This window comes from Deinococcus radiodurans R1 = ATCC 13939 = DSM 20539, assembly GCF_000008565.1.
GTDB lineage: Bacteria > Deinococcota > Deinococci > Deinococcales > Deinococcaceae > Deinococcus > Deinococcus radiodurans.
Genome location: NC_000958.1, coordinates 136,215 through 151,331, shown reverse-complemented (window position 1 = coordinate 151,331; position 15,117 = coordinate 136,215). Strand labels below are relative to the sequence as shown.

At 63.4% G+C, this 15,117-nt stretch carries 14 protein-coding genes; 13 read left to right on the top strand and 1 reads right to left on the bottom strand.

Going from position 1 to position 15,117, the window contains the following annotated elements; genetic code table 11:
• The first annotated feature begins 200 nt into the window (after positions 1-200).
• The 12 genes from DR_RS16100 to DR_RS16050 all read left to right on the top strand — a co-directional run bounded on the left by DR_RS16100 (position 201) and on the right by DR_RS16050 (position 12,706).
• Positions 201-1,502: a hemolysin family protein gene (locus DR_RS16100; protein WP_010883977.1), complete on the top strand. Its 1,302-nt coding sequence runs from the start codon at positions 201-203 to the stop codon at positions 1,500-1,502.
• Positions 1,499-2,812: a hemolysin family protein gene (locus DR_RS16095; RefSeq protein WP_010883976.1), complete on the top strand. Its 1,314-nt coding sequence runs from the start codon at positions 1,499-1,501 to the stop codon at positions 2,810-2,812. Before DR_RS16100 ends, DR_RS16095 begins: the two co-directional genes overlap by 4 nt.
• A 580-nt stretch (positions 2,813-3,392) precedes the next feature.
• A complete protein-coding gene (locus DR_RS16090) occupies positions 3,393-3,863 on the top strand; it encodes a TetR/AcrR family transcriptional regulator (protein WP_231885353.1) in 471 nt (156 codons plus the stop codon).
• Between the two features lie 342 nt (positions 3,864-4,205).
• On the top strand, positions 4,206-5,180 hold the full coding sequence (locus DR_RS16085; protein WP_010883974.1) for an iron-siderophore ABC transporter substrate-binding protein: 975 nt from the start codon (positions 4,206-4,208) through the stop codon (positions 5,178-5,180).
• A gap of 8 nt (positions 5,181-5,188) precedes the next feature.
• Positions 5,189-6,100: a siderophore-interacting protein gene (locus tag DR_RS16080; protein ID WP_162177813.1), complete on the top strand. Its 912-nt coding sequence runs from the start codon at positions 5,189-5,191 to the stop codon at positions 6,098-6,100.
• A complete protein-coding gene (locus DR_RS16075; protein WP_010883972.1) occupies positions 6,097-7,071 on the top strand; it encodes a FecCD family ABC transporter permease in 975 nt (324 codons plus the stop codon). The genes DR_RS16080 and DR_RS16075 overlap by 4 nt, the downstream gene beginning before the upstream one ends.
• A 20-nt stretch (positions 7,072-7,091) precedes the next feature.
• Positions 7,092-8,099, top strand: coding sequence for a FecCD family ABC transporter permease (locus DR_RS16070; RefSeq protein WP_051618933.1), 1,008 nt, complete (start codon positions 7,092-7,094; stop codon positions 8,097-8,099).
• Entirely contained in the window at positions 8,096-8,905 is an 810-nt protein-coding gene (locus tag DR_RS16065) for an ABC transporter ATP-binding protein (protein WP_010883970.1), read from the top strand. The genes DR_RS16070 and DR_RS16065 overlap by 4 nt, the downstream gene beginning before the upstream one ends.
• A 277-nt stretch (positions 8,906-9,182) precedes the next feature.
• On the top strand, positions 9,183-9,668 hold the full coding sequence (locus tag DR_RS17280; RefSeq protein ID WP_010888396.1) for a winged helix-turn-helix domain-containing protein: 486 nt from the start codon (positions 9,183-9,185) through the stop codon (positions 9,666-9,668).
• Complete coding sequence (locus DR_RS17275) at positions 9,583-10,191, top strand: IS630 family transposase (RefSeq protein WP_010889051.1); 609 nt, start codon at positions 9,583-9,585, stop codon at positions 10,189-10,191. The genes DR_RS17280 and DR_RS17275 overlap by 86 nt, the downstream gene beginning before the upstream one ends.
• Positions 10,192-10,236: 45 nt before the next feature.
• Positions 10,237-11,469 (top strand): cation:proton antiporter, encoded by a 1,233-nt coding sequence (locus tag DR_RS16055; RefSeq protein WP_231885354.1) that lies wholly within the window; start codon positions 10,237-10,239, stop codon positions 11,467-11,469.
• A gap of 337 nt (positions 11,470-11,806) precedes the next feature.
• Positions 11,807-12,706: a ferritin-like domain-containing protein gene (locus DR_RS16050; protein WP_227086048.1), complete on the top strand. Its 900-nt coding sequence runs from the start codon at positions 11,807-11,809 to the stop codon at positions 12,704-12,706.
• A 15-nt stretch (positions 12,707-12,721) separates the two neighbouring features.
• Here the strand turns inward: DR_RS16050 and DR_RS16045 are convergent, their stop codons facing one another.
• The gene (locus DR_RS16045; protein ID WP_010884022.1) at positions 12,722-13,705 is read right to left on the bottom strand and encodes an IS4-like element ISDra1 family transposase; all 984 of its coding nucleotides are present in this window, start codon (positions 13,703-13,705) and stop codon (positions 12,722-12,724) included.
• 364 nt (positions 13,706-14,069) lie between these two features.
• On the opposite strand from DR_RS16045, the gene DR_RS16040 reads away from it, so the two are divergent.
• Complete coding sequence (locus DR_RS16040) at positions 14,070-14,783, top strand: DUF2259 domain-containing protein (RefSeq protein WP_010884035.1); 714 nt, start codon at positions 14,070-14,072, stop codon at positions 14,781-14,783.
• Positions 14,784-15,117: the final 334 nt, after the last annotated feature.

Sequence of the window (15,117 nt, the reverse complement as noted above, 5' to 3'; positions counted from 1 at the left end):
CGTCATACAGAGGGCGGTCAAGCCAGCTGGTGGTTTTTGGCCTGGTCATTTGTTCATGAATTCGCTCCGTGCTCACGGGAGCGTGCCTACTTCTTGTGGCAGCCGTTCCCACATGCGGTTCTATTTTTCTCTAGACCACACTCAGGAGAATTCTTGTTTACTTCAGTCTTCCGGTTCAGCTTCGCTATAAGCAGGTCAGCATGAACGCCCTGGTGCCTCTTCTCGTCATTCTGGTCATGGTGGCCGTCAATGCCCTCTACGTCGCCGCTGAGTTCGCCACCGTCGGTTCGCGCCGTTCCCGGGTACAGGAAGCTGCCGAAGCGGGCAATAGCGCGGCGGGCCGGCTGCTGCATATCCTCAAAGACCCCAAGCGGCTGGACAATTATGTGGCGGCCTGCCAGACCGGCATTACCCTCTCCAGTTTGGTGGCCGGGTCCTACGGCCAAGCGCAGCTGACCCCGCTGCTCACGCCCTACTTCGGAGAAGCCGGGCAGGCGGTGGCCGTCCTCGTCGTGCTGGTACTCATCACCATCTTGCAGGTCGTGCTGGGTGAGTTGCTGCCCAAGACGGTGGCCCTGCGCTATCCCGAGCGGCTGGCGCTGGCGACCCTGGTGCCGATGCAGCTGAGCCAGTGGCTGTTCACGCCGCTGATTGCGCTGTTCAACGGCACGGCCTTCGCGCTCATGAAGGGCCTGAAACTCAGCGCCGACCACAGCCACGCCCACATCCATTCTCCGGAAGAACTCGAAGGCCTGTACCGCGAGAGTGCGGCGGGCGGGCTGATTGACGCCGAGGAGCGCGACATGCTGGCAGGTGTGCTGAACGTGGAAAACCGGATCGTGCGCGAAATCATGAGCGCCCGGACGAAGCTGCTTACTGTACCAGTGAACGTGCCGGTAGCCGACGCCCTGCGGAGTCTGGCAGGCAGCCCCTACTCCCGCTTCCCGGTCACGCAAGGTGACGAGATCGTGGGCGTGGTTCACCTGCGCCGCTTGTACCTCGCCGCGCAGCGCACCCCGCTGGCCCCGGTGTCGAGCGTGATGGTCTCTCCCCTCATCGTCGCCGAGGTGATGAGTGTCCCCGACCTCTGGACGCATCTGCGCGAGAGTGGCAGACACAGCGCCCTGGTGGTCAACGAGTACGGCACTGTCATCGGCATGGTGACGCTGGAAGACGCCCTGGAAGAAATCTTTGGCGAGCTGCAGGACGAGTTCGACCAGGAGGAAGAACCCATTACCGTGTCCGGCGGGCGGGTGAGCGTGCGCGGTGACGTGCTGCTCGAAACCCTCAACAGCCGTCTCTCTCTGAAGCTGCCCACCGACGAGGTGGACACCGTGAGCGGTCTGCTGTGGCTGGAGCTGGGCCGCCTGCCGCTGGTGGGCGACGAAATCGTGATCGAGCCGACGAGCCTGCGACTGCGCGTGGACGCGGTAGAGCGCCGCGCCATCCGTCGGGCGAGCTTCGACCTGCCTGAAACTGACCTGCCTGGGGGCCAGGCATGATGCAGAACGTCTTCTTGCCTGTTGTCATCATCCTGGCGCTCGTCGTTCTCAACGGCCTGTTCGTTGCTGCTGAGTTCGCCCTGGTAGGGGCCAAGCGCAGCCGCTTGCAGACCCTGGCCGAGGGTGGCAACGGCGCGGCCCGCTGGCTGCTGGGGGTCTTCGACCGTCCCACTGGAAAAGACGGCTACATCGCTGTCGCGCAGCTCGGCATCACGCTGGCGAGTATCGGTCTGGGGATGTACGGCGAGCCTGCCGTCGCCAGGTGGCTGTATGGCCCCTTCGAAAAGTGGGGGCTGAGCCACGACACCGCGCATACCGTCGGCTTCGTCGTCGCCCTGAGTTCCATCACATTTATGCATGTCGTCTTTGGGGAGATGATTCCCAAGGCGCTGGCCCTGCAGGCACCCGAGCAGATGAGTCTGAGCGTCAATCCGCTGATGAGGGTATTCGGCCTGATTTTCCGGCCCTTCGTGGCAGTGCTGAACTTCCTGGCCTTGGGGCTGATGCGGCTGCTGCGTATTCCGGAACCGGACAAGTCAGCCACGCTGTACACGTCCAAAGAACTCGCCATCGTGACTGAGGAAGTGGCTGACAGCGGACAGCTGGGCGACGTGCAGCGTGATTTGATTCACAACATCTTCGAGTTGGAAGAACGCACCGCCGAGGAGCTGATGACCTCGCGCAGCCGCATGGAAGTGCTCAGCGTGCGTGCCTTGTCGCAGGACGTGGCGACCCGGATCGCTGCTTCACCCCGCAGCCGTTACCCTGTCTTTGAGGACAACCTCGACCACATCATAGGCGTGCTGCACATCAAAGACTTCATGCGGGCGCAGGCGTCGGGCCGCGTTCCCGACCTGAGCCGCTTGGTGCGTCCGCTGCCCAGTGTGGCCGCCACCGCGAAGGCAGAAGAACTGCTTTCGATGTTCAAGCGCGAGCGGGTCCACGCGGCGCTGGTGGCGGACGAATTCGGCGGCACACTGGGCTTCGTCACAATGGACGACCTGATTGCCGACGTGATGGACGAGGAAGAAGAGAGCGACGGCTTCTGGATTCAGGAAAATGGGGACGGCTCACTGACCCTCGACGGCGAGGTGACCCTCAGCGAACTGCGCGACGATTACGGCTTGCCGCTGGGCAGTATGGATGTCTCCACCGTCGCCGGACTGATTCTGGCGCAGACCGGAACAGTGCCTGCCTCCGGTGTAACGGTACACGTCCAAGGCGTCGACCTGACGGTGGAGGAAGTCTCTGAGCTGAAAATCACGCGGGTACGCCTGCGCCGGATTGGAGACTCAACGCCCCTGCACTGAAAGTGTAGGGCTTGTGGAGCGGCTCAAGCCGCCCTCACTGTTCAAGAATGAACGCGGCATCGTCCGGATCAGAGCGTGAAGATCAGAAAGAAATACACCGATGAATCTGGATATGAACTGTTACCGGACAAACTCCAGCTTTCGGAAGCGGGTATGGGAGAGGTCATCGCGCTGCTCAAAGCGTCTGCGGAGGGCACTCACAAATCAGGCAGAATTTTCCGGAACGTTTGGAGACATCCGCGTGGGCTGTCTGAGGCCCTCTCCAGCAGCAGAGCGCGTGCAGAATGAGAGGCCAATCGGTCCCGAAGGAGCGGCGCCCCGGATTTTTCAGGAAGCTGTGAGCCTGAACAGGACATCACAGGTTCTGTCCAGTTTGCTCTGTGCTCTGAAGTGTCGCTTGTTAGGCAACGGCCATTCTCAAGTTGTTCAAGGGGGTCCTTGACGCGGTCACGTTGAGGTTTGCGCCCGATACACTCCTAGCCTATGACCAAAACACGCCTTCCCGGAGACCAGCGCCGCGCCGAGATTCTTGGCCGCGGCAGGTGAGCTGTTTATTCGCCACGGCTTTGAGGGCGTCTCCATGGGCATGATCGCGGAGAAAATTGGCACCTCACGGCCCACCATCTACACCTATTTTCACCACACCGAAGGGATCCTCCAAGCCCTGCTCGACGAGCGTCTGGCCGCCATTAATCCAGACCTCGAGTCACTGGTCGTCCCCGGTCAGCCGATGGATTTCGGTGCCCTGTTCACGGTGCTTAGCAACCACCGGCAACTCCTTTTACTCTTGTCGTGTGGTGGCAGCGCAGAGCTGCGTGAGCGCCGCGAGGCTTTCGACGACGCCATGATTGGCGGCATGGCTGGGGCACTCGGCAGTCGGCGTCTGGCTTCCGACGCCCTGCTGCCACTGATTTCGGGGTTGCTGCGTGGAGTGGTGTACGAGACAGTGGTCCGTGAAACCCCCACGGGCGATCCGCAGGAGGTGGCCGAGCAACTCAATGCCTTTTTACGCGGCGGCGTGCAGGCAGTGAACGGCCAGCAACCGAACTGAGACCAGCGACACAGAGACTGGCCGGGAGCTGCTGGCTTTCCCTTCAGTCTGCGGTCGGCGGAGCTGGTGAGGGTTCAGGAGCCGCGACAATTACAAAAGTTCAGACCGGGTATCAGTGCCGATGGTCACTGTGTCTATAAAGTCAGAAATCCTGCCGACAGCATATCGACGCGGCAAGCGCCACGCGGTCATGAGACGACGGCTTGACCTTTCAAAGCGACTCAAAAGCAGGGGAGCGAGCGAAAACCCACTGAAACTGAGAAATTCGCCGTTGTCATGCATGGACAACGAGGGCCACTTTTAACTTGACTTAATTGGTCGGATTACTCCAATATCAGCGCCATGAAGTTTCAGCCCCTTTTTCTGACCCTCGCCCTCGGCGCCTTCGCGGCCACCCAGGGGCACGTCCTGGCGCAGCAGGCAGCCACCCTGACCCTCAAGCACGACGAAGGCACTGCCACTGTCAAGAAAAATCCGCAGCGGGTCGTCGCGATGGACGAGGAGGCGCTGGGCTGGCTGGCTGCGCTGGGCGTGCAAAGCCGCGTGGTGGGGATCGGCTCCACTTACTTTGAGCCGCAGGACGTTCAGGGCGGCAAGATCAAGGCGAATGTCCTCAAAGAGGGCTTTTACGGCCGGGTCGGCCTGAACAGCCCCGCCTACATCGGCAGCTGGACGGCGCCCAATTTGGAAGTCCTCACGGCGCTCAGGCCTGACCTGATCGTGCGCCTGACCTGGGACGGCAACCAGAATTACGACAAGCTCAGCCGGGTGGCGCCCACTGTCGGATACAAAGAAGGCGGCGCGGGCTTCTGGCAAAAAGGCCTGCGCGACCTTGCCAAAGTCTTCGGCAAACAGGTGGAGGCCGAAAAAGTCATCCAGCAGGTGGCCGACGTGAACCGTGCCAACGCCAGGAAGCTGCTGGCGGCGGGTGTGTTCAAGAAATACGACAAGGTGGTCGTGGTCGCTCCCTTCGCGGGCGGCAACAACTGGGTCTACAGCAACGTCCGGCTGATTCCCGATCTGCGGGCGCTCGGTTTCAAAGACGGACTGAACACCAAAGCCACCACCCTGAACGTGGGCGCGCAGATCAGTGACGAGGCGCTGCTCGGCCTCGACAGGAAAACGCTGGTGGTCCTGTTTCCTCCCGGCGGCAAATACGACGGCGCCGACGCCTTTTTGAAGACCCCGGTGGGTCAGAAGTTGCGCGCCCAGAGCGTCGTGTACCGCCCCGAGGCCTTCGCGCCGTATTCCGGGCCGTTGGTCAGTATCCGCAACAGCAACGAAGTGACCCGGCTGCTGCTGGACAAGGTGAAATGAGCCGCGCTGTGACTGCTCGCCAGCCGCTCACCGGCGACGAGATTCGCGCCACCATCACGCACCTCAACGACGACCATGCCGAGGCGCTGCTCTACTGCGTGCGGGCCTTCACGCCGCAGCGGAAGGCGGAGCGGGCCGAGCTGCGCCAGCTGTTCAGCGATGGCCTCGAGGTGGACTGCGCCGGGCAGCGGTCCTTCGTGCCTTTCGTGGGCGAGGGGACGCTGGAAGAGCAGGTGCAGGCGACCTTTCTGGAGGCCATGAAGCGGCTCGGCGTGTGGCCGCCGCGCCGGGTGGCCCACTGGCAACTGGAGAAAAACGAGCGGGTGGGCGCACACTTTCGCCGCCTGACCCTCGCCCTGAACGGTGATGACCGCAGCGACTGGCGCCCCGGCGACAGCTGCCGCTTTGACGTGGCCGAGGGCCAGACGCCGCGTCCCTACACCCTGCGCCGGGTGGGCGCCGGGCGGGTGCTGGTGGACATCTACAGCCACGAAAGCAGTCCCGGCAGTCGCTGGGCCAGGGAGCTGCGGCCCGGTGAGACGGTCACGGCACGTGGCGAGCGGCATGAGCTGTTTCCCGACTTCGCGGCGGGCGAAACCTGGCTGCTCGGCGACGAAACCGCGCTGCCGACCATCGCCGCCCTGCTCGAAACCTGGCCGCACCATTTCCCGCTTCACGTGCTGCTGCAGGTCAGGGACGCAGGCGACCGGGCTTATCTGGATGAGGTTCCGCTGCCCCCAGAAGCCCGCCTGACCTGGGTGGATCACTTGCAAGACGCTGCCGGGTGGCCCGGCACTGCTCCGGCGGCGGTCTGGGCCGCGGCGGAAGTGGGCGCGTCGCTGGCGCTGAAAAAGACCCTGAAAGCCCGCTTTCCGGCGGCTGACGTGAACACCATCGGTTACTGGCGGCAAGCGCCTTGACCCGACCCCTGTGGCTGCTGCTGGGCCTGGTGGCGCTGGCAGCGGCATTTACTGCTTCTCTGGCGCTGGGGGCCACCGACTTGCCCTTCACGCGAGCGGTGCAGGTCCTGCTGCGTCCCGACGGCTCCAACGAGAGTCTGGTGGTGCAGACCCTGCGGCTGCCGCGCACGCTGGTCGCGCTGCTGGCGGGGGCGGGGCTGGGCGTCTCGGGGCTGCTGCTCCAGGCGGTCACGCGCAACCCGCTCGCTGACCCCGGCATCCTGGGTGTGGAGGCGGGCGGGGCGTTCGCCGCGCTGCTGCTGGTGGTGTTTTTTCCGGCGGCACCGACCTGGGCCTTTGTGCCGGCGGCCTTCGCGGGGGGCGTGGTGGCGGCGCTGGCCGCGTATTCGGCGGCCCGCAGTGTCGGGGTCACGCCATTGCGGCTCGCGCTGGCGGGCGTAGCGGTGGCGAGCCTGGCGAGCGCGGGCAGCCGCACCCTGCAACTGCTGTGGGAGGAACGGGTTCAGGGGGCGCTGTTTATGCTCGCGGGCAGTGTCGCGGGGCGCACCTGGGAACAGATGGGACAGGTGGCCCCGCCGACGCTGCTGGGCCTGTTCGGAGCGCTGCTGCTCACGCCCCGGCTGAACGTGCTGGCCCTCGGTGAGGACGTGGCCCGCAGCCTGGGCGCCGACGCGGAGCGCGACGCGCTGCTGGTCACCGGGCTGGGCGTGCTGCTGGCGTCGGTGTCGGTGAGCGTGGTGGGGCCGGTAGGCTTCGTGGGGCTGGTGATTCCTCATCTGGCGCGCGCGCTGATGGGCGCCGACCACCGCTGGAGCCTGCCGCTCGCCGCACTCTTGGGCGGGGCCTTCCTGGCACTCGCGGACGTCGGGGCCCGCTTGTTTGCCCGCCCCGCCGAAACGCCGGTGGGCGTGTTGGTGGCCGCCGTGGGCGCACCCTTTTTCGTGTGGCTGGCGCGGCGGGTGGGGCGGTGAACGTGCGGCGCGCTGCTCCGCTGCGGCCCAGTCCTGCCGCCCGCACCCTGAGTGCCGGGATATTGCTGCTGCTCCTCCTGGCAGTTCTGAGCGTCCTGGCGCTCGGTGTCGGCGCGGTCCGCACGCCCCCTGCCGACGTGCTCGGTGCGCTGCGGAGCCAGGGAGACGACCTCACCCGGCAACTCGTCTTGGAGCTGCGCCTGCCACGCGTCCTGACGGCGATGCTCACAGGCGCGATGTTCGCCGCGAGTGGGGCGATCTTGCAGGGCGTCATCCGCAATCCGCTCGCCTCGCCGGACCTCATCGGGGTAGGTGCGGGCGCGGGCCTTGCGGCGACCCTCTTTTTGCTCGCCTGGCCGGGCGCGCCTGCTGGGGGACTGCCCTGGGCGGCGCTGACGGGGGCGTGGGGCGGCTTCGGGCTGGTGCTGCTGCTCTCAAAAGAATGGAGCGGGCTCGGGCCGGGCTCCCTGCATCCCGTCCGGCTGGCTCTGGTGGGCGTGGCGGTGGCGGCGGCCCTCGGCGCGGCGCAGCAACTCGTGCTGGTGCGGGCGCCAGACGGCCTGGGCGCGGCGCTGAGCTTTCTGACCGGCACGGTCTACGGCGCGGACAGCGCGCGGGTCGCCCGCCTGCTGCCCTGGGCGGCCCTGTTGTTGCCTGCCGCGTTGCTGCTCTCCCGCACGCTCGACGTCCTGAGTCTGGGTGACGACCTCGCCACCTCGCTGGGCACGCGGGTCGGTGCGGCGCGGCTGCTGTGCCTGAGCGTCGGCGTGGCGCTGGCGGGCGCGGCTGTCACGGGAGCAGGCATCCTGGGGTTTGTCGGGCTGCTGGCCCCCCATCTGGCGCGGCTGCTGGTGGGCGGCAAACACATCCGGCTGCTTCCCATTGCCATGCTGCTCGGCGCGGCGCTGGTGCTGGCGGCGGACACGCTGGGGCGGTCGCTGTTGCCGCCGCTGGAAATTCCGGCGGGCATCTTCACGACCCTGGTAGGAGCGCCCTACTTTCTGTACTTGCTGAGGAAGACACGATGAATCCAGACGCCCCACTCTCCACCGACCACCTGCGCCTCGGCTACGGTCAAAGCGTCATCGTCTCCGACATGAACCTGAGCATCGCGGGCGGCAAAGTGACCAGCATCATCGGGCCGAACGGCTGCGGCAAATCCACCCTGCTGCGGGCGCTGGCCAGGCTCCTGCCGGCGCAGAACGGCCACATCGAGCTGTACGGGCAGGCCCTGCACACGCTGCCCAGTAGAGCCATTGCCCAGAAGCTCGCCATCTTGCCGCAGGGCCCGAGTGCGCCCGAGGGCCTCAGTGTCGAAGAGCTCGTGTGGTTCGGGCGGCATCCGCACCAGGGCCGCTTTCCGGTGCAGCGGGAAGAAGACCGGGCGGCGGTGGCGTGGGCGCTCGACCAGACGGGCATGCGCGTTTTCGCGGGCCGCCCGCTCGACTCGCTCAGCGGCGGGCAGCGTCAGCGGGCCTGGATCGCCATGAGCCTCGCTCAACAGACGGACATCCTGCTGCTCGACGAACCGACCACCTACCTCGACCCGTCGCACCAGCTCGAAGTCCTGCAACTCGCCGGGCGCCTCAACCGCGACCAGGGCAAGACGGTGGTGATGGTGCTGCACGACCTCAACCAGGCGGTGCGCTACTCCGATGAGATCATCGCCCTGAAGGGCGGCGAGGTGTACGCCCAGGGGCCAGCGGACGAAGTGCTGACGCATGAGCTGCTGGCCGACGTGTTCGGGCTGCGGGGCCACCTGTTGACTGACCCTGACACCGGCAAGCCGCATGTCATTCCGTATGCGCTGACGCGAACAGTTTTCAGCCGCTGACCGGCCACCTGCGGCTTCTCAGTCCGCTTGGCAGACGAAAAAGCGCGGCCCCGTACCCTCTCCAAGGCTCATAAGCCGCGCCTACGCTCCTTTTGAAGGAGCGTTCGGACACGCTATCACTGGAGAACGAGGGTAAAACGCGGGACAAAGGAACTGCGCCCAGGTCCCTGAGGTCCAGCGTCAGTCCTAAAAAGCTGTGCAGGGTGCCTCTACGGTGGTCACGTCTTCAATTCCCCCTATTGATAACGGTGTAGGTATGAATTGGTAAGCTGGCCGTATGCCCGGATGGCAGCCGACCCAGTATTCCCGCGCTCAGCTTGAGGAGCGCCGCTTGGCCGCGCTTGAATGGATTGAACGAGGGACGCATCGAAACCGAGAGATTGCTCAGCACTTCGGCGTGTCGGTACACACCGTGTACACCTGGAAAGCCCGCCTGAAGCGTAACGGTGGCCTTCAGGCCACCGTTGCCCGTGGCGCTTCTGCACGTCTGAGCGCGACGCAACACGAGCAGCTTCGCACCTTCCTGCGGGAGGGCGCCCTGCACCATGGCTTCCCTGATGACACCTGGACGACCCTACGCGTCACCAACCTGATTGGGCGGCACTTTGACGTGTGGTACCACCACGACCACGTGCGGAAGATTCTCAGACGCTTGGGGTTTACGCCCCAGATGCCAGATGGCCGAGCGGCCGAGCGCAACGAACTTCGGATCGCATCCTGGAAAGAACAGGTTGCACCGGAGTTGGAAAAAAAAGGTCGCTGAGGGCGCAATCCTAGTGTATCTGGATGAGGTCGGCTTCTCGCTGAAAGGCGTGCGAAGGCGGACTTGGGGAACCAGGGGCGTGACGCCCCTGGTCAAGCTTCCGGCGAATTGGGAGAAGCTCTCCACCATCGGGGCAATAACCTCGGACGGACGATTCTTCCAAAACACAAGATCTGGAGCGATTCGGAGTACGGATGTCACTCAGTTCTTTCGACACCTCCTGCGGCACATCCAAGGGGAGCTTGTGGTAGTGCTGGACAACGCGGGCATTCATCGATCTAAAGCCACTCAGGCGTTCGTGGAGACCCACGAACGCCTCTCACTGGTGTTTCTACCGCCGTACGCCCCGGAATTGAACCCGATTGAGCTGGTGTGGGCATACGTGAAGCGGAATGCGTTGGGGAATTTCTGTGCGCGTTCGATCGTTGAACTCAAAGGGCGACTGGTCAGCGCGTGGCAGCGCCTTCGGTATATCGAACTGCCTCAACGACTTATCGACTCAAATCTACGCCGCGATCAATAAGGTGGAACCATGCACCTCCTTGATCTGAGCGCCTTGCTGGTCTGCGTGACTGCCGCGCTCGCTTTCCTGAATGTCCGCGTCCTTCATCTGCCGGCAGCCATCGGGGTCACGGTGGGGGGCCTCCTGATCAGCCTGCTGCTGGTGGTGCTGACGGCGCTCAAGGTTCCTTTCGCGCAGGAGGCTGTGGAGCTGGTACGCAAAATCCAGTTTGACGAATTCGTGTTCCAAGGGGTCCTTTCCTTTCTGCTGTTTGCTGGCGCCCTGAGTGTCGATACCCACGCCCTGTGGCGTCTGCGGGGACCGGTCACTGTCTTCGCACTGCTCTCGACTGCCCTTTCCACCGCGCTGGTTGGGGGCGGCACCTATTTGCTGTTGGAGCTGGTGGGCCTGCCTACCCCTCTGGCCTACTGCCTGTTGTTCGGTGCGCTGATTTCACCGACTGATCCGGTCGCGGTGCTGGGCATGCTCAAAGAAGCCCACGTGCCCAGCCGCATTGAGACGTTGGTGGCGGGAGAGAGCCTGTTTAACGACGGGGTAGGTGTGGTGGCGTTCTCTGTCTTGGCGGGCGTTGCGGCGTCGAGCGCTGCGGGTCACGGGCCGGAGCTGAGCGCCGGCGGCGTGTTGCGTTTCTTTCTGCAAGAAGCGGGAGGGGGTCTGCTGCTGGGCGGGTTCCTCGGATGGCTGGGCTTCCTGGCCCTGAAGCGGGTCGACGACTTTGTGACCGAAGTGCTGCTGACCCTCGGCGTCGTGATGGCGTGCACCGCCATCGCCACGCACCTGCATGTTTCTGGGCCTCTCGCAGCGGTGGCTGCCGGCCTGCTGATGGGATCGCTCACGGACTGGCGGCCAGGGGCGCTGTCGAGCCGGGAAAAGTTCGACTCGTTCTGGCACCTGACCGACGAGCTGCTCAACATCTCTTTGTTTTCACTGTTGGCGCTGGAAATCGTGGCCGTGAAGTTCAGCGCGTCGGCGCTGCTGGCAGGCCTGATCGCTCTTCCGTTGGTGCTGCTGGCCCGGAGTGTCAGTGTGGTGCTGCCAGCCGCCGCCCTGAGCCGTGCCCATGAGTTTGAGCCTTACACCCGGCGGCTCATGATCTGGGGCGGCCTGCGCGGCGCCATCAGTGTGGCCCTGGCGTTTACGGTTCCTGCCGGGCCACAGCGGGAGCTGTTTCTGGTGATGACTTATGTCGTGGTGGTCTTCAGCATCATCGTGCAGGGCCTAACGGTCAGCCGGCTCGCTGCGCAGGCCGCCAGCGCGGCTGACCCTGAAGCCAGCTAAGCCACTCAAGAAGCATCAGACAGCGGCTCTCAAGTGCGTCCCGCATCAGTAGGCCAGTCTGTCTTCAAGAAATGGCAGCTCAGGGAAAGAGCTCAGAGCGACAGCCAGCCGGTCTGAGTACCCGACCTTAAGTCAAGACATGTGTTTTAAAACTCATGTTGAGCGGGAACTCAGGCACTATAAATGAGTCGATCAAAGAGAAGATAAAAGTCTTGGGAGACAGTTGTCCACGCCTGTGGAACCGCTGCTTTGCTTGTCTTCTGTTTGTGACACGAGGAAGGCCATGAAAGAAGAAATGCAAAGCACCCGCCGCCGTTTTTTGGGGATGGCAGGGGCTATGGGAGCTGGGGCTGTCCTGGCCGGTTGCGCCAATGTAGGGGCCTCAGAGCCCACCAAGACCAACCTTGACGCGACCATCTTCAACTTCGCGCTGAACCTCGAATACCTCGAAGCGGCATTTTATCTCGCCGCTGTGGGACGCCTCAACGAGCTGACCGCAGCCGGCGGTGACGCCAGCAAGGTGACCTTGCCCAGCGGCGTGACGGGCATGGGCGGCACCGCAGTCCCAGGGCTGACCGGCGACCTCCGGGCGATGATGGAAGAAATCGCCGACGACGAGCTCGCACACGTCAAGGTCATCCGCAGCGTGCTGGGCAGCGCCGCTGTCGCGCAGCCCCGACTTGACCTCAGCGCTTCTTTCCTGGCGGCGGGCAGCCTCGCCTCGAATGGGGCCATCACCAACTTCAACCCTTATGCCAACCCGCTGTTTTTCCTGCATGGCGCCTTCGTGTTTGAAGACGTAGGCGTGACGGCATACAAGGGTGCGGCGCGTCTGCTGGTGGGCGACAAGCCGGGCGGCAACCTCGAAAACGCGGCGGGCATCCTGGCCGTCGAGGCCTACCACGCCGGTTCCATTCGCACGCAGCTTTTCATGCGCCGCACTGAGCAGGCCGCCGCTGGGCTGACGGTCGAACAGGTCGTGCAGGCCATCAGCAATCTGCGTGATTCCGTGGACGGCGCCGATGACCGCGATCAGGGGATCACGGCGAATGGCAACGCCGGGGTTCTGGCGCGTGACGCCAATATCATCCCTACGGACAGTAACGGTATCGCTTTCAGCCGTACGCCCCGGCAGGTCGCCAACATCGTTTTCCTGGACACAACCGGCAAGGCAGCCAGGGGCGGCTTCTTCCCCGACGGTCTCACCGGCGACTACAGCAGTATTCTCAGCCTGTAAAAGGTATTCTCAGGCTCAGTAGGTGACAACTTCGCTTCCAGCCGCTCCTGGCGGGGAAAAAGGCTGTATTAACACCTCTAGGACCGCCATGAACTGTTGGGGTTTCCACCGTAGGGCATCCACGAGATGCTGAGCACCGTGCCGCACCAGACTGACCGCTCTCCGACCATGCTTCAGAACGGGGATGGGCCAGGTCTGGCTCAGCCAGACCCCCAGGCGCAAACAGAACATCCAAGCCAATGTCACCAGGCCGAAGAGTCGCTGTAGACGGCTCCTTTCCGTCATTCCGGTTCGCTCTAAGTCAAAGCCTCGCTTTTTGAAACTGCTGAAGGTGCACTCAATCGACCAGCGCTGTTTGTAGAGCCTCCAGGTCTTCCGAGCACTGAAATCTGTGGCGATGATGACGAGGTCACCTGTGGGTGACCTCGTTGCGACCACCCGCATCAACTCCCCGAACACGAACACCTTTTCGCCAATCTCGTGAAAATGACCGTGCTGGACGTGCTCAAACCACTCTTTCCCCTTCATGTCGTCTAGCATGTCGGTCTGTCGGATACGAATTGCCCTCTTGATGCCCTGACGACGAAGAAAGCGGAACCATTCCGCGCCGATGAACTCCCGATCGGCCACCAGGCCCAGCCAGCGTTTCGCTGGCAAGGCCCGAAGGAGCTTCAACACCAGCCACATTCGAGCGTAGGTGTGACTGTTCCCAGACTGGTCGAGAGGCACCCAGATGAGCGGCAGGGTGAAGCCGTGAACCACGGCTCCAAGCACCAGAAAGTTGATGGGCGTTTCCCCGTGCTCCCAATTGGTGCGGTCCAGACTTAGCAAAACCTTCCCCGGTGGAAGATGGACGACAAGCAGAGCGATGAAAAAGCCCCTGTCCAGCTGCTCATCCCGGAAGGTGCGGTCTGCTCGTCTCTTCTTGCCCTGCGGGGTACTCATCCCCGGCATATGGGCACTCAGGTCGTGATGATTGACGCTCCTCGCGGCAATCATCGCCAGGAGGACGTCAATTAGGCGCTGGAGTGTATCGATGCGGAGGTGACTGGCATGCGTTTTGAAGTGCCCGGTGAGTGCGGTAGCCTGCTGGGCAGCTCCCCTCTGTTGATTTCACACTCTCAGGAAACCGCGAACAGTCGGCCCCATCAAGCTTGATGGGGCCGACTGTTGGTTTTTGCCGTCTGGGACGAGGGCAAACTGAAGTTGTCACCTACTGAGACCGGTTTCAGGCGGGGTCGGCATTTTTTGGGTCGATCCTGAACGATCCCTGTTCAGGGGGCTGCCAAAGCCCTAAGCGCCTGGGGTTGGCTTCCTGTTTCATGAGTCATAGGTTGCCGCACCGCCCTCCTAGAATGGTGCTATGACCTGGCATGTTCTCTGGCTGCTGGCCCTTGCCTCTGTCCTGAGCAGCAGTGCTCAGCGTGCGATGGTGGTGAGTGATGAGCAGGTCAAACACGTCTACTTCTCGCCTGACGGCCAACGGGTGCTGGTGGCCTTCGACGGGGAGAACGGCGGGCGGGCGCTGGATGACCAGCGCCTGAAAGTGCTCACCATGGGGGGCGGTGAGGATTGGAACGTCAGCTCACAGCATGATCTGGAAGGCGCGACAGGCAAAGCGCGGTCCCCTGCCCCGAACATGCTGCTTGATCGGTTCTGGCCCCTGCTGGCCCCTTCCGGCTTCAGCAGGCAGCGCGAATCCCGGCCCGTTTTCGCGGCGAAGTCCAGTCAGGTGTCGCGGGCCGGACAAAGCGTCAAGTATCCCGTGAAGCTGTGGGTCAAGACAGCCACCCTCAAACTCAACGTGAGCAAAGGGAGCGGCGCGTATTGCCCGGACCCAAGTATCATGGATGGCTTCGGCGCTCCAGCAGAATTCTCGCTGGTGTTGACCGGGGCAGACGGGCGGCAGCAGGTGCTGGCGGGGCCGAAGTCGAGTGCTGCGCCCTGCGTCTATGCCTACGAACTCAGGCGGGTCGACGTGCAAGGGAAGTCGCTGCTGATCACCGTGGCTGCCCACGCCCCTGGTGTGGAAGGGCCGAACATCTCCCTGGATTTCGTCATCGTCACGGTGAAGTAGCGCCTGCCCCGCTGCTGCCTTCTGCGGGCTTCTGTGGGCTTTAGGAACTTGGCTCTCTGCCGCGCTTGACTGGGCCGGGTGAGGCCCGCAAAACGAAAATGACCCCCCACATCTACCCCGTAGCTCGTGAAAGGCCTCACTTTGCGCTTGGCCGCAGTTTCAACAGTGCCTATGGAAGTAGACAGCGACTTGAATGTGTTGTTTTTGGTCAAACTCGAAGTGAATGCAGAGAAATACCCTCTCAGGCGCTATTTGGCGGCTTGAAAGGGTATTTTTCTGGATGGCTTCTAGGAGTGAAAAGCTGCTTGAACAAACAAAGAATAGGGATCAGGAC

Bases quoted from the DNA above. Each gene is read 5' to 3' on its own strand.
- DR_RS16100 (WP_010883977.1), top strand. From the start codon at position 201: ATGAACGCCCTGGTGCCTCTTCTCGTCATTCTGGTCATGGTGGCCGTC.
- DR_RS16095 (WP_010883976.1), top strand. From the start codon at position 1,499: ATGATGCAGAACGTCTTCTTGCCTGTTGTCATCATCCTGGCGCTCGTC.
- DR_RS16090 (WP_231885353.1), top strand. From the start codon at position 3,393: ATGGGCATGATCGCGGAGAAAATTGGCACCTCACGGCCCACCATCTAC.
- DR_RS16085 (WP_010883974.1), top strand. From the start codon at position 4,206: ATGAAGTTTCAGCCCCTTTTTCTGACCCTCGCCCTCGGCGCCTTCGCG.
- DR_RS16065 (WP_010883970.1), top strand. From the start codon at position 8,096: ATGAATCCAGACGCCCCACTCTCCACCGACCACCTGCGCCTCGGCTAC.
- DR_RS17280 (WP_010888396.1), top strand. From the start codon at position 9,183: ATGCCCGGATGGCAGCCGACCCAGTATTCCCGCGCTCAGCTTGAGGAG.
- DR_RS17275 (WP_010889051.1), top strand. From the start codon at position 9,583: ATGGCCGAGCGGCCGAGCGCAACGAACTTCGGATCGCATCCTGGAAAG.
- DR_RS16050 (WP_227086048.1), top strand. From the start codon at position 11,807: ATGGGAGCTGGGGCTGTCCTGGCCGGTTGCGCCAATGTAGGGGCCTCA.
- DR_RS16045 (WP_010884022.1), bottom strand. From the start codon at position 13,705: ATGATTGCCGCGAGGAGCGTCAATCATCACGACCTGAGTGCCCATATG.
- DR_RS16040 (WP_010884035.1), top strand. From the start codon at position 14,070: ATGACCTGGCATGTTCTCTGGCTGCTGGCCCTTGCCTCTGTCCTGAGC.